We start from the raw sequence: 20,477 nt of genomic DNA, 5'->3' as shown, positions 1-20,477 counted from the left end.
GCATACTTTTGATAATTTCCGGAGTATGCCAAAACAGCCGCTCTTACAGTTTACCGGAAAAAGTATATACTGCGCCGTTGCCGACGTCCATATCGATCCCTGGATACCGGTGGGCCGGGCGATCATCACGCACGCGCATAGCGACCACGCGCGCTGGGGAAGCCGGCATTACCTTGCTCACAAGGACAGCGAGCCCATTCTAAGGCTGCGACTCGGCCAGGACATTGACCTGCAAACCGTGCAGTACGGTGAGAAATTTATGATCAATGGGGTGAAATTTTCCTTGCATCCGGCGGGTCATATCATCGGTTCCGCGCAGGTAAGGGTCGAGTACCAGGGCGAGGTATGGGTGGCGAGCGGCGACTACAAGCTGGAAGACGATCATTTCGCAATGCCTTTTGAACCAGTTAAATGCAATGTGTTCATTACCGAGTCCACATTTGGTTTACCTATTTATAAATGGCAGCCGCAGCAACAGGTAATGTCGGAGATCGACGACTGGTGGGCGCAAAACCGTGCCGACGGGAAGGCCAGTGTGCTGATGGGCTATTCATTGGGAAAAATGCAGCGGATTTTGAAGAATATTCAATTGCAAGACTCTGTAATTTATGCGCACGGGGCCATTTACACGGTGAATGAGCGTTTGCGTGAAGCGGGTTTTGAGCTGCCGGAACTGACGCTCGTGACCAAAGAGACCGACCGGAAATTGTTCCGGGGCGCATTGGTACTGGCGCCGCCTTCCGCCGACGGTACTACGTGGATCAGGAAGTTTGCTCCCTATTCGGTGGGATATTGTTCGGGTTGGATGGCGCTGAGAGGTGCGAAGAACCGCCGGGCCGTCGATCAGGGTTTCGTGCTGAGTGACCACGTCGACTGGCCGGACCTGAACCGGGCCGTGCGGGAAACCGGCGCTGAAAAAGTATATGTTACGCACGGATATACGAGCATTTACGCACGCTGGCTCAATGAAAACGGCATTGACGCCGCGGAGGTGAACACCATGTACGGCAATGAGGATGAAAACGAGGAGGAAGAAACCGTACAGGACGCATCGGTCGGACAGGATGCCTATCAGGAGCATAAGCAGGAGCTTGACAGGGCAGTGAGTGCGGACAAAGACGGTACTGAGCCATGAAACAGTTTGCAGACCTCTTCATGAACCTCGACCGCACGAACAAGACGAATGCGAAAGTCGATTTGATGAAAAATTATTTTCTGACCGCTTCGGACGATGACAAGTTGTGGGCATTGACATTGTTCACCGGCCGCAGGCCATCTTTCAAAGTCAATCGTACGCAGGTAAAGGAATGGGCAGCCGGGGAAGCGGGAATTCCGATGTGGCTTTTTCAGGAAAGCTATCACAGTGTGGGCGATTTGGGCGAAACCATTTCGCTGCTTTTACCGCGCACTAGCATCGGTGGCTCGGATAAATCGCTTGCGGAGTGGTTTCGTTACCTGGGAATGCTGCCCGGCATGACCGACGAACAGAAGCGAGATCATATTATCCAGGCCTGGATGCAGCTTTCGCAGCATGAGACATTCGTGTTCAACAAACTGCTTATGGGGAGTTTCCGCATCGGCGTTTCCCAGACTTTGGTGGTACGCGCATTGGCGGAAGCCACCGAAACCGATTCCAATGTGATCGCTCACCGGGTAATGGGTCAATGGGACCCGCTGGAAACTACGTTTGAGCAACTCATATTGGACAAAGGCGAAAATGACAACGCGTCTCGCCCATACCCGTTTTTTCTCGCTTACCCGATCGAAGGTGACGTTGCGGACCTCGGTGAGGCCAGTGACTGGTTCGCCGAATGGAAATGGGACGGTATCCGTTCGCAGATTATTTACAGAAATAAGGAGCTGTTTATCTGGACAAGAGGCGAAGAGTTATCGACCGAAAAATTCCCCGAACTGCATTTCCTGGGCGAGGTCCTTCCCGAAGGCACGGTGCTCGACGGCGAAATTGTGACTTATATTAATGGCCGGCCGATGCCGTTTAATGTGCTCCAAACCCGCATTGGCCGTAAGAACTTGTCGAAAAAAGTACTCGAAGAAGCCCCCGTCGCTTTTCTGGCCTATGATATGCTCGAATCGAACGGCGTCGATATCCGTGGCCTCACGCAGGCGCAGCGCCGAACGCAGCTGGAAGCGCTACACGCAAATGTGCCCGCACAAAGCTATTTCAACCTGTCGCCATTGATCGATTTCAAAGACTGGCAAACCTTGCGCGACCTGCACCCACAGTCACGCGAGCACATTGCGGAAGGATTTATGATCAAACGGAGGGTCGGCACTTATCAGGTGGGGCGTAAAAAAGGCGATTGGTGGAAATGGAAAATAGACCCGCTGAGTGTGGATGCCGTACTCATTTACGCCCAAAAAGGCTCCGGCCGCCGCGCCGAACTCTTCACCGACTACACTTTCGCGGTCTGGGGCGACGACGGCAAGCTTGTGCCATTTGCAAAAGCCTATTCCGGCCTCACCGACGCGGAAATCGGCCAGGTGGATTATTTCATCAAACGCAATGTCCTGGAAAAATTCGGCCCTGTCCGCACCGTGAAGCCCGAGCTGGTTTTTGAAATCGGATTTGAAGGAATTAATGAATCGACCCGGCATAAGTCTGGAATAGCGGTGCGGTTTCCCCGGATTTTACGGTGGCGGAAGGATAAGAAGGCCGAGGAAGCGGATAGTTTGGGGAGTTTGCGGGAGATACTGGGTAATTATAAATGACCGATTGAACATCAATCGTTTATTTCACGCATCGTGCTGGATTTTTGGGTATTCTGGTCGGGGATAAATTGCTATTTTTGTAGGCAAATGAAACGGTATATGGAAAGTCAGCTGGATAGAATCACGATAGACGAGGCGGTTTGCAATGGTAAGCCTGTGATCAGAGGTTTTCGGATCACTGTAAAAACCATTTTGGAATACCTTGCCGCAGGTGAAACGATTGAAAATATACTTGCCGCCTACCCATTTCTGGAAGAAGCGGACATGAAGGCATGTATCGAATTCGCTGCTAAAACAGTGGATGGAGAGCATTTCTCCCTGACTGCTGCCTGATGTCCGACCCCCGTTTTCTGATCGACGTAAATCTTCCGAAATATTTCAGTTTTTTCAATTCTCCCGAATTTGAATTTGTCATCGATCTCAACGCTAGATGGCCTGACCGTGACATTTGGGACTACGCACGCGAAAACGATCTCGTTATTGTCTCAAAAGATACGGACTTCTATCATCGATGCCTTTTGGAAAAGCAACCTGTAAAGGTGATCCATTTGAGGTTGGGCAACTTGTTACTAAAAGACCTTCATGCCTTTTTTCATACTAATTGGGAGTTGATTATAGCACATCTTCAAGAAGCGCGGATGATTATCGCCACGGTGGAGGGGATTGAAGTTTTTCATTATTGAATTTCCAGTTATAAATGTTAATTAATCTTATTGTAAGTTAATATATAACTATTTTAATTTTCACTATGCAATTTTAATATTTAATGTTAGATTTGCATACATGATTAGCCGCAGGCTTGAAACGAAAATTAAGGAGGTATTAGCAAAAAGCTCCTCCGTTGCGCTGATGGGGCCACGTCAGATCGGTAAAACTACGATCGCGCTTGACGTCGTTGATTCCACTCCTGCATTGTATCTGGATCTCGAAAGTCGCCTCGATCTCGAAAAAGTGAGGGATATCCGGGCGTTTTATGAGGCAAATCAAGGGCAACTGATTGTGCTTGATGAGGTGCAAAGAATTCCGGAGCTTTTTACCGAGTTACGTGGGATTATTGACCAGGAAAGAAGAAAGGGCAACAGATCAGGTTTGTTTCTTTTTCTTGGGTCGGCGTCCATTGATTTGCTCCAACAGTCGAGCGAGTCACTTGCCGGGCGTATTTCTTACCTTGAACTCTTTCCCATAGACGTTCTGGAATATGCTGCGGAGAATTTTCAGGAAACAGCTACATTATGGCTCCGTGGAGGCTTTCCGGAAAGTTTGTTGGCAGCTTCCGACCGCGATAGTCTGGAATGGCGGCAGGATTTTATCCGAACCTACCTCGAACGCGACATTCCCATGCTCGGCCCGCGCATTCCCGCAACGACCTTGGAGCGATTCTGGACAATGCTTGCACATAACCAGGGCAGCGTGCTCAACGCAACACATTTGGCGAGAAATCTGGATGTTTCGGGCGTTACAATCGGGCGTTATCTAGATCTGATGGTCGATCTGCTGCTGGTGAGGCGCTTACAGCCATGGACTTCCAATGCCGGAAAGCGGTTGGTACGCAGCCCTAAAATTTATGTACGCGATAGCGGCATTACCCATGCTTTGATGGGCATTGAAAGTTTCAATAACCTGCTGGCACATCCGGTAGTGGGCGGAAGCTGGGAAGGGTTTGTGATTGAGAATATCATGAGTGTAGCGCCAGTCCGCATGCAGCCATATTTCTACCGGAGCGCAGGCGGCGCCGAAGCCGATCTGGTTCTGGAATTCGCTGATGGTAAAAAGTGGGTAATTGAAATCAAAAGAAACTCGGCGCCCAGCTTGTCCAAAGGATTTTACATCGCCTGTGAAGACATTCAACCCGATAAAAAGTTTGTCATTTATTCGGGAAAAGACACATTTCCAATGGGCGACGGTGTAATTGCTACTTCGCTCAATGCTGTTATGCAGGAGATAATGAATTACTGAACATAATTTGCGGAACCGCATGAAGCTGCTGTATTGTAGGCCAGCGTATCTCACCATATCACCTGTACATTCTCGTACAAAGCAAATTTCTCGTCGATTGAAATGATCGTCAAGGCTTCGGAAACAGCAGTAGCGATCAGCATTCTATCGAATGGGTCGCGATGGTTATCCCAAAGAGGTAGTTCATCATAAAGATCTAGGTGCTCCGGCTTTACAGGCAAAGTTTGAATACCGATTTTCTGTATTTCTTCGTGGTAGCGAGAGATAGGATGGAGCAATTCAAGTTTGCCTGTCTTCTTTTTGATGGCCATTTCAAAAAACGACACATAACTTGTATAGCAAATTGAGTCGGGATCTTCGATGATGCTTCTGGTCTTTTCAGAAAGTTTGTGTTGATGACCAAGGCTCCAAAGTATCGTGTGTGTATCTAGTAAATATGCCATTAAATATAGTCGGATAAGTCGTCTAAGCTTTCGTTGAAGTCGTCTGACATTTTGATGGTGCCTGTCATGCTACCCAACTTTCGTTTTTGACCATTAGTAGGCTGGTTGTCACTACCCATAAAGGTTACCAGAACTTTGCTGTTCTTCTTCACAGGCGGAGATTCCTTGAGAATAACCTTCCCGTTTTCATAAATTCCTTCAATTGTGGTAAGCATCGTCTCAGTTGGTTGATTCCTTTAAACAAATATAATAATTCAGGTAGACTAATGGTAGCGGCCTGTATTTGCAAGAGTTCGTGGCACGGATGTTGGATTGCTTTTGCATAACACATTTAGTTAATTTAGATCAAAAAACATACCCTTGACCAAATCCCGCGGACATATCATTGTTGAGCAATGGTTTAAAGATAAAAAGTGGAAGTGGGCGGCTTTTCAGAAGGAGGCTGCTGCGGCATACCTGGCGGGGAAAAGTGGGTTGGTAAATGCGCCGACGGGCAGCGGGAAGACTTATTCGCTATGGCTGCCCATTTTGATCCGGCATATTAATTCCCTTCCTAAAAAGCCGCTGAAAACTAAAAAGGGTCTCCAAGTGCTTTGGATCACGCCGTTGCGGGCGCTTTCGAAAGATCTTTTCCGGAATATGGAAATGGCGGCGCTGGAAATGAACCTCACGTGGCGCGTGGGCATACGCACGGGTGATACGGGTACGCGTGAGCGCAACGAGCAGAAACGGCAGATGCCCGATGCGCTCATTATCACGCCGGAGAGCCTGCACATGCTCTTTACGCAAAAAAATGCTTCCGAATTCTTCAAAAACCTGCATACGGTAGTCGTCGACGAGTGGCACGAGCTCATGGGGAGCAAGCGAGGCACACAGACGGAACTCGCGCTTGCCCGCCTGCGCACCATCAACCCAAGTCTTCAGACCTGGGGCATCTCCGCCACCATCGGCAATCTCGGGGAAGCCAGGCAAGTACTCCTGGGCATGCAGTTCCCGCAAGAAAACTCGGTGATCGTCCGCGCAAATACAGAAAAGAAAATTCTGGTTGAAAGTATTATCCCGGAGAGAGTAGAAACGTTGCCGTGGTCGGGGTACATGGGGATCAGGCTGGTAGACAAGGTGGTGGAAGTGGTGAACAAAAGCCGCACGACGCTGCTTTTTACCAATACGAGGTCGGGAACGGAAATATGGTACCGCACGATTATCGAGAAATACCCGGAGTTTGCAGGCATTATGGCATTGCACCACGCGTCGCTCGACCGTGAAATCCGCGATTGGGTGGAGGACGCGTTGCACGATGAGCGCTTGAAGCTGGTGATATGCACGGCCAGTCTGGATTTAGGGGTCGATTTCCGGCCTGTCGATACAGTTATTCAGGTAGGAAGCCCCAAAAGCATTGCGCGGTTCGTGCAGCGGGCGGGCCGCAGCGGGCACCAGCCGGGCGTCGATAGCAAGATCTATTTTTGTCCTACCAATGCATTGGAGCTGATCGAAGCCGTTTCGCTGCGGGAGGGGGTGATTAAGAATATGATCGAAGACCGGCCGCCGGTTGCTCATGCATTCGATGTTTTGGCGCAATGGATGATAACGCTGGCGGTGGGCGAGGGGTTTGATGAAGTACAACTTTTCGAGGAAGTCCGGAATGCATATGGTTACCAATATCTCAACCGGGAGGAATGGGAGTGGCTTTTGGGATACATAACTACGGGCAGTTCGTCGCTTACGGTTTATGACGAATACAAGAAGGTAGAGCGCGTGAACGGTCGCTATGTCGTGACGAGCCGGCGCATTGCGCACCGGCATTTGCTGAGCATGGGCACGATCGTTTCGGAGGTTTCGCTGAAAGTGAAGTTGCAGAGCGGCAAATACCTGGGGGCGGTGGAGGAATCATTTGTGACCTGGATGAAAGCGGGAGACGTTTTCTTCTTCGCCGGCATGAGCGTCGAATTTGTACGAATCCATGAAATGACTGTGACGGTGAAAAAGGCCGAAGGGAAGAAAGGTTACCTCGTCCGTTGGGCTGGTGGACGGATGCCGTTGTCCTCTCAACTCTCCGCATTCATCCGCGAGCGCCTGGCCGACGCGATCGAAAACCCGCATAAGGAAGTGGAACTGGCCAAAATGCAGCCGCTGCTCGAATTGCAGGCCAAGCGCTCGGTCATTCCCAAAACCAACGAACTGCTGATCGAGCAATGCGAAACCCGGGAGGGATATCATATCTTTATATTTCCGTTCGAGGGGCGGCTGGTGCACGAGGGCATGTCTATTTTGCTCGCCTACCGCATCAGTCAGTTACGGCCGATCACCTTTTCGGTGGCGATGAACGATTACGGTTTTGAGTTGTTAAGTGATCAGTACGTCGATTTGGCGGAGATCCTGGGAGAAACCGACCTCTTCTCGACCAAACACCTTGTGGACGACATTTACCAGAGCGTCAATGCGACTGAAATGGCGAAGCGGAAGTTCCGGGAAATAGCCGCGATCGCGGGGCTGATGTTTCAGGGGTACCCGGGGAAATATGTCAAAACGAGGCAATTGCAGGCGTCGAGCTCGTTGCTTTTCACGGTGATGAGCAAGTATGAGGATAATAACCTGCTGATCAAACAGGCATACCAGGAGGTCCTGACATACCAGCTCGAAGAAGTCCGCATGCGTGAGGCGCTTGCCCGAATCGAACATCAGAAAATAGTCATACAACACACCGACAGGCCGACACCATTTTCATTCCCGATCATGGTGGACCGGCTTCGGGAACAATTAACTTCGGAAAAACTGGACGACAGGATCCAGCGAATGATCAAACAGTACGGTAATGCAGATTGAGATCAGAGGCAACCATTTTTTACTATTGACACAAAGGGCGATTTTCTGGGAAGAAACGCAGACATTATTGATCGGGGACCTGCATTTAGGCAAAATCACGCATTTCAGAAAGGAAGGCATCGCCATCCCCAACAACGCCGCGGCCAACAACTTCCAGCGGCTCAACGAGCTTGTACAGCAAACCGGCGCGACCCGCATCATTTTTCTCGGCGACCTTTTCCACGCGCAATACAATGCTGAATGGGAAACCTTCCGTGAATGGCGCGCCGAACACCATTACATCGAAATGATCATCGTCATGGGCAACCACGATATCCTGCCCGTAAGCCTCCTGCTCGAATGTGACCTGGATGTATATGTGAATGATTACGAGGAAGATAACTTCATTTTCACCCACCATCCAAAAGTAGAATTCGACACCACCAAATTCGTTTTCGCGGGCCACGTGCACCCGGTTTTCACTTCGTACGGAAAAGGCCGGCAAAGCGTGCGGCTCCCCTGCTTCGTGATCGACAAGTACCAGGCTATTCTGCCAAGTTTCGGGGTGTTCACCGGTGGTTATCAAATGGGACTGGCAGATGACCGGAAGATTTATATAACGACCGAGACACGGGTTTTTTCTGTTTGTTAGGTTTTGATAATGAGTTTGTTATGGCAAAACCGGAAAAATATGGAATCTGATTCCATATTTTTCCGGTTTTGCTTATTTTTGATGTATGATAGAAAGAATTGCGGCATCAAAAGTTAAGCAACTCGCAGCCACGTTCAAATCGGTGGCTATCACGGGACCACGTCAATCCGGTAAAACTACCTTAGCCAAATCGCTTTTTCCCGGGAAAGCTTATCTATCGCTTGAAAATCCGGATGTTCGTCGGTTTGCATTAGAAGACCCGCGCGGGTTTTTGTCGAGATACCAATCCGGGGCGATTTTTGATGAAGTGCAGCGGGCGCCCGAACTGTTTTCCTATTTGCAGGAAATCCTGGACGAATCACCGGAGCCAGGCCGTTTCATCCTTACTGGCTCCAATAACTTTCTTTTGCAGCAAAATATCTCGCAAACGCTGGCTGGCCGTATTGCCATTCTTAACCTGTTGCCATTCAGCACTCGGGAGCTTTATGACAAGCCGAGCGATGTCGATGAAAACCAGATCATATTTCAAGGCCTTTATCCTCCGATTTACGAACCGGGCATCCCGCCGGAAGATTGGTTTCCCAATTACCTGCGCACTTACATTGACCGCGATGTGAGGCAGATCAAAAATATTACCGACCTCATTGTATTCGAAAGGTTTATAAGACTCCTCGCTGGTCGGAATGGGCAGGAACTGAACCTGACTTCACTTGCAGTAGACACAGGCGTCGACACTAAAACCGTGCAGTCGTGGATAGGTATTCTGGAAAGCAGCTTCATTATCTATCTGCTGCGACCGCATTATAAGAATTTCAACAAAACCCTCATCAAGCGACCGAAAGTCTATTTTTATGACACCGGGCTGGTTTGTTCCCTGCTTGGGGTATTGAATGCCGGGCAACTGCCGCTCCACCCATTACGCGGGGCGCTTTTTGAATCGCTGGTGGTTACTGAACTTGTTAAACAACGGACCAATGCCGGGAAGCCAGTCAACCTTTACTATTGGCGCGATAAAACCGGGCATGAAGTTGACGTCGTTGTCGACAATGGCCTCGCCTTGGTTCCTGTCGAGATTAAAGCCGGAAAAACAGTGAATAATGAGTTTTTCGGCAATATCGCCTATTGGAACAAGCTGAGCGGTGCGACAACGGGCTACATCGCCTATGCGGGGAATCAGATTGAAGAGCGTTCGAACGGCATTACCGTTCTGAATTGGTTTGAATTGTTGAAGCGGGGCGTTTAGGGCAACGCTGTGCGTGAAGGAGCCCGATTCCGCTATACGGCTCCGTCGCATTTGAGGACTCACATTTGGCAGATTTTCAGTAAACAAAAGACTTTCACTCATTTGTCGGATTTCCTACAAAGAGGCAATTGTAATTTTTGGCCAGCCGAAGCCAATTATTAGGTTTTTAAATTGGAATACCGTTCAATGCCTCTGCCGTCCGAATCGCCACCCAAAACTTTCCCTAATCAAACCATTAGACTCCCACCCTAGTCCGGTTTTATAACTAATCCCAACAAACCGGACACAAAACCATGGCTGAAATCATCGATATCAAAGTCAACGGCGAGCGGCACCGGGTGGAGGCTGAGGCGGATATGCCTTTGCTTTACCTGCTTCGCAATAAGCTGGAACTGAATGGCCCTAAGTATGGCTGCGGGATGGAGCAGTGCGGGAGCTGTATGGTGCTGCTGAATGGGAAGGCGATGCCTTCGTGCGTGATACCAGGCTCTGCGGCGGCAGTTTATGAGGTCGTTACGCTGGATGGGCTGGCGCGCGATGGGAAGTTAAGTGTTGTTCAAAAGGCATTTGTGGATGAGCAGTCGGCGCAATGTGGGTATTGTATGAATGGAATGATCATGTCGGCTACGGCATTGCTTGCGGAAAATCCGAAACCCTCGGATGCCGAAATCCGGCAGGCGCTCAATCGCGTGTTGTGCAGGTGCGGGACGCATACGAGGATTATTAATGCGGTAAAAAAGGCAGCTACGGAAATGAATGGGGCCAAAAGCGCCGGGAAGCCATGAAAGTATTCGAGGTATTCAAAACATACGGAGCATTCAGAACGGATCGCCGGGAGTTTCTTCGTAATTCCGGACGGCTATTGATCGGTTTTCAGCTGTTGCCATTGGCGGGGGCTGCGTTGGACGGTGAGGCAATTCCACACCCAGTCGCAGGTAACGGGAGGACGATCGATTCGTGGCTTCAATTCGATTCGGAGGGCATTTTGACAGTGATTACCGGAAAAATGGAGCTCGGGCAGGGTATCCGCACGGCCTTAATGCAAATGGCGGCCGAAGAGCTGGATATGCCGATGGATCGTGTGCGCATTATCATTGCGGACACTTCTCAGACGCAGGATGAGCGCTACACGGCGGGTAGCGGATCGATAGAGGGAAGCGGAAATTCGATCCGACAGGCAGCTGCGGAGGCGAGGCGGCATTTGCTGAAACTGGCAGCGGACAGGTTGAATGCGGTTCCCGAAAAGTTGACCGTTGAAAATGGTGTTGTCAGATATGGCACCAAAACGATCGCATACCGTGATCTGGTGAAGGGCCAAAAGCTGGAAATGGAGGTGACGGGTAATGCGCCATTGAAAAAACATTCAGAATACAAGCTGGTAGGGAAGGCGGTCGGCAGGACGGATATTGCATTGATGGCCGCGGCCAAGCCCTATTATATTCAAGACATGCGGCTGCCGGGGATGGTGCACGCACGGGTTTTGCGACCGCCGGTCTATGGTGCCAAACTGCTTTCCGTGCCCCGCGAAGAGGTTTTAAAGCTGCCGGGCGTGAGCCAATTGGTGGTAAATGGCAGTTTTGTGGCGGTAGTGGCCGCAGACGAGTTTCAATGCATTAAAGCAGTGCGGTTATTGCGTGAAAAAGCGAAATGGGAAAGCCCTGCATTATCGCCGCTGCCCGCCGCACTTTATGAGGATATTTTACAAAAAGGTGCAGGGACAGAGACGGTCGAAGAAAAGAGCGACGTCGTGAAAAACCTTTCCGAAGCGTCGGCCACGCTGGAAGCGGTTTACAAGCGGCCATATCACATGCACGGGTCCATAGGCCCGTCGTGCGCGATCGCGGAGTGGAAGGATGGGCAGCTCACAATCTGGTCGCATAGCCAGGGCGTTTACCCGCTTCGGAAAACGATTTCGAACCTTCTGAATCTGCCGGAGGCCAAAATACGGATCACAGGCGTGCCGGGGTCGGGGTGCTACGGGCACAATGGGGCTGACGATGTAGCCGGCGATGCTGCGCTGCTAGCAATGCAGGCGCCGGGCAAGCCCGTGCGCGTGCAATGGATGCGCGAAGACGAGCACCAATGGGAGCCTTATGGTTCGGCGATGGTTTTGCGATTGAAAGGCGGATTGGACGGCGATGGTCGGGTAAGTGCGTGGCAAACGGAAATCTGGTCGGATACGCATTCAACACGGCCGGGCGGTAATGCGGGGCATTTGTTGGCCGCCCGCGATCTTGAAAAACCATTCAATCTTAAAAGCGGTGGATTTTCGGGTGGTAGCCACCGTAATTCTGTGCCATTGTATGATTTCAATTCTCAGAAAATCATTTTACACAATTACAACGGTCCGCTGCGCACGTCGGCATTGCGAAGCCTGGGGGCGTATGCTAACATTTTTGCGCTGGAATCTTTCATGGACGAACTGGCGCATAAGGCAGGCAAGGACCCGGTAGCTTTCCGACTGTCCCATTTGAAAGACCCGCGCGCACGGGCGGTGATTGAGCTTTTAATCGAGAAAGGAGGATGGAGGAAAGGGGAAAAGGAGCTTGTGGGAGAGGGTTTTGCATTTGCGCAGTATAAAAACAATGCGGCGTATTGTGCGGTGAAAGCGGAGATTTTGATTGATCCTTCGGCGAAGACTTACAAGGTTACGAAGCTAAGCAGCGCGATCGATGCGGGGCAGACGATCAATAGCACGGGCGTAATCAGCCAGACTTCCGGCGGAATGATCCAGGCGGCGAGCTGGACGATCATGGAAGAGGTTCGTTATGATCAAAACGGCATTGTGAGCACATCCTGGGACAAGTACCCGATCCTGCGTTTCGGTGACGTGCCTCATACGGAAGTTTTCCTCATCGACCGGCCGGAGCTGGAACCGATGGGGGCCGGTGAAGCGGCGCAGGGACCCACGGCGGCGGCTATTGCCAATGCTATTTTCCACGCCACGGGCAGTCGTCTGCGCGAGATCCCATTGTTACCGGAAAAAATCGACTGGAAAAAGTTCAGCTGAGTGCAGCCTGAGCGGCAGGAGCTTGTATTTTCAAATGTTGGCTGATCACACGGATCAATTCTTCCGCTTTAAAAGGCTTCGTTACAAAGCCGCTGAAATTGCAGGCCGCTATTTCAGGGGTCTTTTCCGCGAAAGTATCGGCTGTGAGGGCGATGACAGGTACATTCTGGTGCCTTGGGTAGGAGCTTTGAATCTTCTTCATGGCCGTTACGCCATCCATTACCGGCATTTGAATATCCATTAAAATCAGATCGAAATCACTCGTTTCGAGCACGTGCAGCACTTCTTTGCCATTATTACAGATCACAAATTCGGCCTCCCATTTGTTGAGCAAATGTTTAAGCAGGATTTGATTTGCTAAAATATCTTCGGCCGCCAGAATGCGGTGACCTTTCAGGGACAAAGTCGAAGGCGCATCGGTTTTTTCCTCTTCGTAAGACGTGCTTCCTTTGCCAAAATTGAGCACTACCGTGAATGCGCTGCCTTCGCCGAGCGTGCTGCTGGCGGAAATGGAGCCATTCATGAGCTCGGTGATTTTTCGGGTAATGCTCAAACCCAGCCCGGTACCTCCAAAATTACGTACCGCATTGTTGTTGTGGGCTTGTGAAAAACTGTCGAAAATGACGCTCAGTTTGTTTTCGGAAATGCCTATCCCTGAATCGGTCACGGCTATTTTGAGGTCGATATCGTCGCCATGATCCTGTTCGAGCTGCACGGTAACTTTAACAAAACCGCCTTCTTCGGTAAATTTGATCGCATTGCCGATCAGGTTGACCATGATTTGATTCAACCGGTAGGGGTCGCCCATGACAATTTGCGGAACCTCGCTACTGCAATCGAACGTGAAATCGATCGACTTTTCCCTGGCCCGGATTTCAAAAGTTTTCATCAGGTACCCCAACTTCTCACGCAGGTCAAATTCGAAGCTTTCCAGTCCGAATTTTCCCGCTTCGATTTTCGAAAAGTCGAGAATGTCATTCAGGATAACCAGCAGATTATCAGCAGAATATTTGATGGTATTCAAATGCTGCTTCTCTTCTCCGGTAAACGTAAAGCCGCTCGACAATAGCAGGTCCGTAAATCCGATAATCGCATTCATCGGCGTACGGATCTCGTGGCTCATGGTCGAGAGGAAGTCGGATTTGATGCGGGTCGCTTCTTCGGCATCTTTTTTGGCCTGGATCAGTTCCCGTTCGGCTATTTTGCGTGAAGTAATGTCGATCGCCGTGCCCAATACTTCTTGCACACGTCCTCTCGCATTCCTTTTAAAAGGCACTTCGCGGGTGATGATCCATATTTCGGAGTTGTCCTTGTGTTTCAGCCTGAATTCCTTCTCCACCACTTCCGCGTCTTTCACCCGGTACCGCATATGATTGTAATGTTCCCGGAAAGTATGCTGATCCTGCTCGTTGATAATCCGGGACAGGCCTTTTCGCGTATCGGTTTCCACCTCGCATTCAGAGTAGCCCAGTATTTTCCAGATTTGTTTGTTATGAAAAATATTAGTCCAATTCTCGATGTCGATCACATAAATGATATTGGGAGAAAGTAATGCTACCTTATTGATAAACTCTTCTTTTTCAGCGAGCTCGTTCTCCGCCACTTCCCGGCCTTTCTCCATTTCGAGCATCTGGCTCATGGTATGGAAGGCTTTCGTCAGTTTTTCAGGCGTTACTTCCGATTTGGGGAAATAATCCAGCGCGCCCGCCTTCATCATTTCCACGGCGAGGCGTTCGTCGCCGTGCGAAGTGAGCACGATCACCGGCAGGTGCGGGGCGCGCTTTTTGACGGCTTTAAGGAGTTCCAGTCCGTTGGTTTTGGGCAACTGGTAATCGAGGAAAATGCAGCCGGGCGTCCAGATATCGAGCATTTGGAGCGCTTCTTCGGCATATTTGCAAACTCTGACCTCCCCTATTTCCACTTGCGCCCTGCTGATGGCACGGCTCAGTTTCATAGCGTCGATATCGTCGTCTTCAACAAGCAGGATGGATAGAGGGGGCATAAACGGAGGCTAATAGTGGTGAATGCGCGCTACTGGGGATATTCGCAAAGGGTCCAATAGCTGTTTAGTGTGGATACTGCGGCGATAAACCGGTCCATCGACAAGGGTTTGAGGATGTAACCGGCAACATTCAGGTTAAACGCGTCGATCTTGTCGCTGTCTTCGTTGGAAGTGGTCATCACAAAAACCGATAGCGAGCTAAGCGAAGGGTCCTGACGGATTTCTTTCAGGAATTCGATACCGCCCATTCTGGGCATATTCAGGTCGAGCAACACGATTTTCGGCTTGGGATACTCCAACGTTTCGGAACGGAGCAGCGCCAATGCTTCAATGCCGTTGGAGGCGACAACGAGCTGATTGGAAATATTGTTTTTCTTGAATGCCCGCTTGACATTCATTACATCAACTTCGTCATCTTCTACGAGGAGTATGGTCATCGGGACAGGATTGGTAAAGGACATTTCTTTAAATTGAATAGTAGTTAAAATGGGCTTTCCGACATGCTAGATGTCTTTTACTTCGTTTTTTGGCCAGGTAAAAAAGAACGTGGTCCCTTCGCCCATGGCCGTTTCAATCCTTATTTTGCTATGTTTTTCATCTAGAATTTTCTTCACAATGGCCAGGCCCACGCCGGTGCTTTCCACTTCGTCGCGGGCTTGCAGCGTCTGGAAAATTACGAATATCCGCTCGTGGAACTCGGGGCTGATGCCCGGGCCGTTATCGCCTACATAAAATTCAAACTGGCTGCCCAGGTCTTTCCAGCCGACAGTGATATCGATTTCCGGCTTGTCGTTGTATTTGATACCGTTTGAAATCAGGTTTTGCAGGATTTGAGTCAACGCGATTTTCTCCGCCTCGATCTCCGTATGTGCCTCTCCCTCGATATGGAATGAAAGCGGTTTTTTGGTACTGAAAGATTCGCATATTTCATCTACCAGGCTATTGATCAGGAACTTTTCTTTTACCGTTTTAATCCGGCCGGCCCGCGAATAGGACAAAATACCGTTGATCAGATTCTCCATCCGGTGTACACGCCCGCGCAGGAGCCTGAACTGGTCCCTGGTATCGCCTTCGAGCATGTCGGCAATATCCTCTTCGATCCATTCCGAAAGGTTGTTGATCGCCCGCAGCGGTGCTTTCAGGTCGTGGCTTACGACGTAGGCAAACTGGTCGAGCTCCGCATTGATGCGTTCCAGGTCGCGGGTGTAGGATTTCAGCTTCGTTTCGGCCGTCACACGCGCGGTCACATCCGAGAGCGTGCCCGTGAAACCGATATGCTGCCCATTTGCATAATAGGGGCTCACCGAAATCCCCAGCCATTTTTCCAGCCCGTCGGCGGTAAATATCCGGAGGGTTTCCTCTTTGCCCAGGGTTTCATTTTGTAGTATTTCAACCAGCTTTTCCCTGGATTCGAGCGGTGGTAAAAAACCTGTAAACGGCTGGCCCAGGCTGGCATTCACCGGGTAGCCCGTAATGGTTTCCCAAGCCTGGTTGAGATAGGTGAAATTGCCCTCGCGGTCGAGTTGCACCAGTACTTCCGAAATGCTGCCTACCACTTCTTCGAGCCTTTTGCTGGTGAGTGCGGCCTCTTCCGTTTTTTCCTGCGCAATACGGCTCAGCTCCCGGTTGGCTTTGAAGAGTTCCCCGGAGCTTTGTTCCAATATGAGCTCCATCCGCGTCAGATCGTCCTGGTATTCCGTATATGCTTGATTGACAGTCAATAAAAAATCCTGCATATCCGGATGTTCTGCCAGTTCGGGAGGTAATGATTTCCTGATCTGCCGTTTTAAAAGCCGGTGGTAATTGGTGTCGGTCAGTTCGAGCGTCTGCATCGGTTATTCGCTGAAAGTGGTAATGGTCATGGTTTGGTTATGCAGCTCGCATAACGAGTCGCGGTTGAATGGCGCCAGCTCCCCGTAAGAATAGAAACCGGTCATGATCGGACCGTCCAGCACTTCCGAGACGGATTCCACCTCTTCTTCCACCATTTGTTTTAACACTAGCTTACGCCCGACGCAGCTCACGAGAATCGCAAATTCAGCATTGTTATCGAGGCCGCGTGCCGCTTCCTGGGCGGCTTCCTCGGCGCCGTTGATCAGCCGGTCGTTGTTGGCTTTCATCAGTCGCACAAATGAACCTTCGGGAATGTCACCCGCGAATGTGAGGCTCTTTTCGTCTTCGTTAATCCCTAAAATCGTCCGTACCACCGGTGCGCGGTCCTCACTATCGCGCATGCTCAGCGGGAACAGCAGGCCGGATGCAGGCAATTCTTTCGCCTTGTCGCCCAGGAACGATTTATATAGGTCCAGCGCCGGTTCGCCGTCGATTTCGTAAAGGATATTGTCTTTAGAACGCGTTACCCGCCTGTCGAGTCCGAAACTGTCCCAGCCGCCGCGCGAGCCGTAACCTACGGAAAGTTTTTCGCCATAAAAGCCAATTGCCGCGACACTTTCGCTTGCGACTTTTCCATCGGGCTCGATAATGATCGTACGGGCGAAATGCGATCCGTCGCCTGCGAGGCCTCCGGTGATTGTCACGCCGTCCGTCAAACCCTCCGTCATGCCTTTTACCAGGTCGGTACCATTGACTTTCAGGCCGTCGGAAACGACGAAAACGTGTTTCAGGCCTTCCGACGGAAGTTTGGAAACGAGTTGCTTTCCGGCTTCGGAGCTGTCGAATGCAATGTCTTCAAGACTGATTTTAGAGCTTTTGATCGAAACCTCGTCGAAAGCGATACCCGTCACAATCACAGTATGATCCCTTACCGACTCGTTGGCGATCTCTCCGGCGGTAGAACATCCGGAAAATATGGCGTGGGGGTATTGCGACGCCAGCTGGCGCGAAATGCCCGTGTTTTCAAGCAGTTCCCGATCGCCGAAGATGAACAGCAATTGCGGGGAAAACGTGAACGGGATTTCAGATGACCTATCCGAATAGACAAACTGTTCAATCTGCATAGATACAGGTGGTTGCGGCGTTTTAAATCGATCTACAATTTACATAAAACTTTTGAGAACGAATTATTTTTACGCCAACCGCTGTACTACCGTGATAAATCGGTTTTTGTTACGAAATAGATGGGAACGAAATCCCCTTGATTTTACGGAATAGTTCTACGGCATAAAGATCTGTCATCCCCGACACAAAGTCCAGAACAGTCTGTATCCGGGCATACGGGTCAGTTTTGGTGGTGATAAACTGCTTGGGGATCAGATCGACCAGTTTGCGGGTGTAATGGGAATTGTTGTTGAGATAAGCCGGCACAAATTCTTCGAGTAAGCCGCCCATTACTTTGTATCCCGCCACTTCGATCTGCACCACCGACGAGTAGTTATAGATTTTCTGGATCGAAATCCGCTCGATCTCCTTCATCGCCGAGCGGTGAGGTTCCGGAATGCGGTCGATCAGGCTCGCATTGAAATCGCCGTTCAGGATCGTATCCTGTTCATTGATAAACAGTTCCGAGCAAGCGCCGATGAGCGTGCTGATCGATTTGGCGCGTAACAGGCCTATTTTGGCATCATCGTCGTCGATATCTGCGAGGCGGCCGGGCATCCGGGGATCGTTGCACAGCGCCAGTAGTAATGCTTCCACTTCCTGGTAAGAAAGGATTTTCAGCCGGTGGGCATCTTCCAGGTCGATGATATTGTAACAAATATCATCCGCAGCCTCCACCAGGTACACCAGCGGGTGCCTTTTGTAAACCACCGGCGATTCCGAAACCTGCGACAAGCCAAGTTCGGTAGCGATCTTTTGAAAACCCGCCTGCTCCGATTGGAAGAAACCATATTTTTTGGTGTAAATATTGGCTTTCCGATGTCCTGCAAGCGATTCGCAAGGGTATTTGGCAATCGCCGCAAGTGTGGAATAGGTTAATGCAAAACTGCCGTAGCCCTTGCCTGCGTACGGGTGCGTGAGGATGCGGATCGCGTTGGCGTTACCTTCGAAATGCGTCAGATCGGCCCATTGTGCTTCACTGACTTCATCTTTGTATTTCAAACCGTCGCCGTCCGTAAAATAATGCGAAATAGCGGCTTCGCCTGAATGCCCGAATGCCGGGTTGCCCAGGTCGTGCGCCAGGCAGGCCGCCGACACGATATTGCCGATCTCGCTGATCAGCGGTAACTCGTCGTCGATCTGATGGTTATGGGTTTTGAGATGATTATAAAATATTCGTCCGAGCGACTTGCCTACACTGGCTACTTCGAGGCTGTGAGTGAGCCGGTTATGAACGAAAATGCTTCCGGGAAGGGGAAATACCTGCGTTTTGTTCTGCAACCGGCGGAAGGGCGAGGAGAAGATCAGCCGGTCGTAATCGCGCTGGAACTCCGAGCGGGCCTCTGTCGGATCGGAATTATACTTGTCTTCGCTGCCCCAGCGTTTCGCCGACAGCAATTGTTCCCACTGCATCATATTGATTTCAAATAAACGGCAAAACTAATGGCTTTCGGGGAAAATGTGCAGCGAAAGATGGGTAATGCCCATTTCAGGTAGAAACCAGCGCTGCATGGGCTTTTAACGGAGTAATAAATAGGGATTATTTCAAACCGAAACGATATGAAGAAGCTAGCAGGATGCCTGTTTTTGGGGATTATTTCAATTGCATTGACAGTTTCACCGGCTTCGGCCCAGAAGAACGATGAGCTCGCCCGCGAAATGCGCGAGGCCGTAACCACATTCCTGAAAGTCCTCACACCGGAGCAGCGCCAGGAAACCGAACTTCCCTACGCCGATCTCGCCCGTTTCGACTGGAATTTTACGCCGCGTGCCCGCAAAGGCATTACTTTCAAAACCATGACGCCCGCCCAGCGCAAAGTCGCTATGTCGATGGTGCGTTTGGTACTCAGCCAGGAAGGTTATAGCAAAGCCGAACAAATTATTGATCTGGAAAACGTATTGCGGGTAGTCGAATCACGCCCGGCCAACGATACCTACCGCGATCCTGAAAATTATGCATTTCTCGTATTCGGGACGCCGGGCAACGATCCGTGGGGCTGGCGGATGGAAGGGCACCATTTGTCGCTGCATTTTTCGTCGATCGATAACCAGGTTACCTTTACGCCCAGCTTTTTCGGCAGCAATCCGGGCCAGGTAATGGCGGACGTCCCGCAGAAAGGGAAACGAATCCTTAAAGCCGAGCAGGATCTGGCATTCGAGTTGCTACATGCCCTCGACGCTTCACAGCTTGCCAAAGCGAACCTCGGCGCGAAGGCGCCCAACGAAATATTTACTTCCAATACCAGAAAAGCCTCGCTCGCCAAAATGGAAGGCATCGCCATGGGCGAATTGAATGCAACACAAAAAGCGGCATTCAAGAAGCTCATTATGGCATACCTGCAACGGTACCACGTCACGCTCAAAAACCAGCAATGGGCCGAGCTCGAAAAGAGCGGCCTGGACAAAATCCATTTCGCCTGGCTCGGCGACCAGCAGCCCGAAATCGGCACCGGCCACGGGCATTACTATCGGATTCATGGCCCTACTTTCCTGATTGAGTTTGATAATACGCAGAATGGTGGGAACCATATCCATTCCGTTGTGAGGGATCTGACTAGTGATTTTGGAGAAGATTTGTTGCAGGCGCATTATGAGGCAGGGCATAAGAAATAAGGAAATAGCTGCGAAAACAAGTATATTCG

18 protein-coding genes are annotated in these 20,477 nt (G+C 50.5%); 11 read left to right on the top strand and 7 right to left on the bottom strand.

The genetic code is table 11. The features are described 5' to 3' along the window. Window positions 1–25: 25 nt before the first annotated feature. The 5 genes from BMW93_RS22645 to BMW93_RS22625 all read left to right on the top strand — a co-directional run bounded on the left by BMW93_RS22645 (window position 26) and on the right by BMW93_RS22625 (window position 4,686). Entirely contained in the window at window positions 26–1,135 is a 1,110-nt protein-coding gene (locus BMW93_RS22645; RefSeq protein WP_090381704.1) for a ligase-associated DNA damage response exonuclease, read from the top strand. Beyond that, window positions 1,132–2,730, top strand: a complete 1,599-nt coding sequence (locus BMW93_RS22640; RefSeq protein ID WP_090381701.1) for an ATP-dependent DNA ligase — start codon at window positions 1,132–1,134, stop codon at window positions 2,728–2,730. Before BMW93_RS22645 ends, BMW93_RS22640 begins: the two co-directional genes overlap by 4 nt. Before the next feature lie 99 nt (window positions 2,731–2,829). Continuing rightward, entirely contained in the window at window positions 2,830–3,063 is a 234-nt protein-coding gene (locus BMW93_RS22635) for a DUF433 domain-containing protein (RefSeq protein WP_090381699.1), read from the top strand. Then, entirely contained in the window at window positions 3,063–3,413 is a 351-nt protein-coding gene (locus tag BMW93_RS22630; protein WP_177194173.1) for a DUF5615 family PIN-like protein, read from the top strand. The genes BMW93_RS22635 and BMW93_RS22630 overlap by 1 nt, the downstream gene beginning before the upstream one ends. Before the next feature lie 100 nt (window positions 3,414–3,513). Further along, the gene (locus BMW93_RS22625) at window positions 3,514–4,686 is read left to right on the top strand and encodes an ATP-binding protein (RefSeq protein WP_090381697.1); all 1,173 of its coding nucleotides are present in this window, start codon (window positions 3,514–3,516) and stop codon (window positions 4,684–4,686) included. A 50-nt stretch (window positions 4,687–4,736) separates the two neighbouring features. On the opposite strand, the gene BMW93_RS22620 is transcribed toward BMW93_RS22625, so the two are convergent. Then, complete coding sequence (locus tag BMW93_RS22620) at window positions 4,737–5,129, bottom strand: type II toxin-antitoxin system VapC family toxin (protein ID WP_090381694.1); 393 nt, start codon at window positions 5,127–5,129, stop codon at window positions 4,737–4,739. Beyond that, the gene (locus tag BMW93_RS22615) at window positions 5,129–5,344 is read right to left on the bottom strand and encodes a DUF2281 domain-containing protein (RefSeq protein ID WP_090381693.1); all 216 of its coding nucleotides are present in this window, start codon (window positions 5,342–5,344) and stop codon (window positions 5,129–5,131) included. Before BMW93_RS22615 ends, BMW93_RS22620 begins: the two co-directional genes overlap by 1 nt. Before the next feature lie 145 nt (window positions 5,345–5,489). Here BMW93_RS22615 and BMW93_RS22610 point away from each other — a divergent pair, with 145 nt between their 5' ends. The 5 genes from BMW93_RS22610 (at window position 5,490) to BMW93_RS22590 (ending at window position 12,836) form a co-directional block, all read left to right on the top strand. Next, window positions 5,490–7,952: a ligase-associated DNA damage response DEXH box helicase gene (locus tag BMW93_RS22610; protein ID WP_090381691.1), complete on the top strand. Its 2,463-nt coding sequence runs from the start codon at window positions 5,490–5,492 to the stop codon at window positions 7,950–7,952. After that, complete coding sequence (gene pdeM / locus BMW93_RS22605) at window positions 7,942–8,583, top strand: ligase-associated DNA damage response endonuclease PdeM (RefSeq protein ID WP_090381689.1); 642 nt, start codon at window positions 7,942–7,944, stop codon at window positions 8,581–8,583. Before BMW93_RS22610 ends, pdeM begins: the two co-directional genes overlap by 11 nt. Before the next feature lie 85 nt (window positions 8,584–8,668). Continuing rightward, the gene (locus BMW93_RS22600) at window positions 8,669–9,826 is read left to right on the top strand and encodes an ATP-binding protein (RefSeq protein ID WP_090381686.1); all 1,158 of its coding nucleotides are present in this window, start codon (window positions 8,669–8,671) and stop codon (window positions 9,824–9,826) included. Between the two features lie 293 nt (window positions 9,827–10,119). Further along, window positions 10,120–10,611 carry a (2Fe-2S)-binding protein gene (locus BMW93_RS22595; protein ID WP_090381683.1) on the top strand — a complete coding sequence of 164 codons (492 nt, stop codon included), beginning with the start codon at window positions 10,120–10,122 and terminating at the stop codon, window positions 10,609–10,611. After that, entirely contained in the window at window positions 10,608–12,836 is a 2,229-nt protein-coding gene (locus tag BMW93_RS22590) for a molybdopterin cofactor-binding domain-containing protein (RefSeq protein ID WP_090381680.1), read from the top strand. The genes BMW93_RS22595 and BMW93_RS22590 overlap by 4 nt, the downstream gene beginning before the upstream one ends. Here the strand turns inward: BMW93_RS22590 and BMW93_RS22585 are convergent. The 5 genes from BMW93_RS22585 to BMW93_RS22565 all read right to left on the bottom strand — a co-directional run bounded on the left by BMW93_RS22585 (window position 12,829) and on the right by BMW93_RS22565 (window position 19,251). Beyond that, window positions 12,829–14,838 (bottom strand): response regulator, encoded by a 2,010-nt coding sequence (locus tag BMW93_RS22585; RefSeq protein WP_090381678.1) that lies wholly within the window; start codon window positions 14,836–14,838, stop codon window positions 12,829–12,831. The two genes, BMW93_RS22590 and BMW93_RS22585, sit on opposite strands and share 8 nt — an antisense overlap. 29 nt (window positions 14,839–14,867) lie before the next feature. After that, window positions 14,868–15,275, bottom strand: a complete 408-nt coding sequence (locus BMW93_RS22580) for a response regulator (RefSeq protein WP_310590243.1) — start codon at window positions 15,273–15,275, stop codon at window positions 14,868–14,870. A gap of 66 nt (window positions 15,276–15,341) precedes the next feature. Next, window positions 15,342–16,670, bottom strand: coding sequence for an ATP-binding protein (locus tag BMW93_RS22575; RefSeq protein WP_090381673.1), 1,329 nt, complete (start codon window positions 16,668–16,670; stop codon window positions 15,342–15,344). Window positions 16,671–16,673: 3 nt separating this feature from the next. Next, window positions 16,674–17,795, bottom strand: coding sequence for an FIST signal transduction protein (locus BMW93_RS22570; RefSeq protein WP_090381670.1), 1,122 nt, complete (start codon window positions 17,793–17,795; stop codon window positions 16,674–16,676). Between the two features lie 109 nt (window positions 17,796–17,904). After that, entirely contained in the window at window positions 17,905–19,251 is a 1,347-nt protein-coding gene (locus BMW93_RS22565; protein ID WP_090381667.1) for a deoxyguanosinetriphosphate triphosphohydrolase, read from the bottom strand. Window positions 19,252–19,395: 144 nt separating this feature from the next. On the opposite strand from BMW93_RS22565, the gene BMW93_RS22560 reads away from it, so the two are divergent. Continuing rightward, window positions 19,396–20,448: a DUF3500 domain-containing protein gene (locus tag BMW93_RS22560; protein ID WP_090381664.1), complete on the top strand. Its 1,053-nt coding sequence runs from the start codon at window positions 19,396–19,398 to the stop codon at window positions 20,446–20,448. Window positions 20,449–20,477: the final 29 nt, after the last annotated feature.

The sequence above is a fragment of the Dyadobacter sp. SG02 genome (assembly GCF_900109045.1).
Lineage (GTDB): Bacteria > Bacteroidota > Bacteroidia > Cytophagales > Spirosomataceae > Dyadobacter.
Note: the sequence above shows the minus strand (reverse complement) of the source record. Positions and strands in the feature narration are given on the sequence as shown.

Bases quoted from the DNA above. Each gene is read 5' to 3' on its own strand.
- pdeM (WP_090381689.1), top strand. From the start codon at position 7,942: ATGCAGATTGAGATCAGAGGCAACCATTTTTTACTATTGACACAAAGG.
- BMW93_RS22630 (WP_177194173.1), top strand. From the start codon at position 3,063: ATGTCCGACCCCCGTTTTCTGATCGACGTAAATCTTCCGAAATATTTC.
- BMW93_RS22560 (WP_090381664.1), top strand. From the start codon at position 19,396: ATGAAGAAGCTAGCAGGATGCCTGTTTTTGGGGATTATTTCAATTGCA.
- BMW93_RS22580 (WP_310590243.1), bottom strand. From the start codon at position 15,275: ATGACCATACTCCTCGTAGAAGATGACGAAGTTGATGTAATGAATGTC.
- BMW93_RS22615 (WP_090381693.1), bottom strand. From the start codon at position 5,344: ATGCTTACCACAATTGAAGGAATTTATGAAAACGGGAAGGTTATTCTC.
- BMW93_RS22645 (WP_090381704.1), top strand. From the start codon at position 26: ATGCCAAAACAGCCGCTCTTACAGTTTACCGGAAAAAGTATATACTGC.
- BMW93_RS22625 (WP_090381697.1), top strand. From the start codon at position 3,514: ATGATTAGCCGCAGGCTTGAAACGAAAATTAAGGAGGTATTAGCAAAA.
- BMW93_RS22595 (WP_090381683.1), top strand. From the start codon at position 10,120: ATGGCTGAAATCATCGATATCAAAGTCAACGGCGAGCGGCACCGGGTG.
- BMW93_RS22600 (WP_090381686.1), top strand. From the start codon at position 8,669: ATGATAGAAAGAATTGCGGCATCAAAAGTTAAGCAACTCGCAGCCACG.
- BMW93_RS22575 (WP_090381673.1), bottom strand. From the start codon at position 16,670: ATGCAGACGCTCGAACTGACCGACACCAATTACCACCGGCTTTTAAAA.
- BMW93_RS22635 (WP_090381699.1), top strand. From the start codon at position 2,830: ATGGAAAGTCAGCTGGATAGAATCACGATAGACGAGGCGGTTTGCAAT.
- BMW93_RS22585 (WP_090381678.1), bottom strand. From the start codon at position 14,838: ATGCCCCCTCTATCCATCCTGCTTGTTGAAGACGACGATATCGACGCT.
- BMW93_RS22590 (WP_090381680.1), top strand. From the start codon at position 10,608: ATGAAAGTATTCGAGGTATTCAAAACATACGGAGCATTCAGAACGGAT.
- BMW93_RS22565 (WP_090381667.1), bottom strand. From the start codon at position 19,251: ATGATGCAGTGGGAACAATTGCTGTCGGCGAAACGCTGGGGCAGCGAA.
- BMW93_RS22570 (WP_090381670.1), bottom strand. From the start codon at position 17,795: ATGCAGATTGAACAGTTTGTCTATTCGGATAGGTCATCTGAAATCCCG.
- BMW93_RS22640 (WP_090381701.1), top strand. From the start codon at position 1,132: ATGAAACAGTTTGCAGACCTCTTCATGAACCTCGACCGCACGAACAAG.
- BMW93_RS22620 (WP_090381694.1), bottom strand. From the start codon at position 5,129: ATGGCATATTTACTAGATACACACACGATACTTTGGAGCCTTGGTCAT.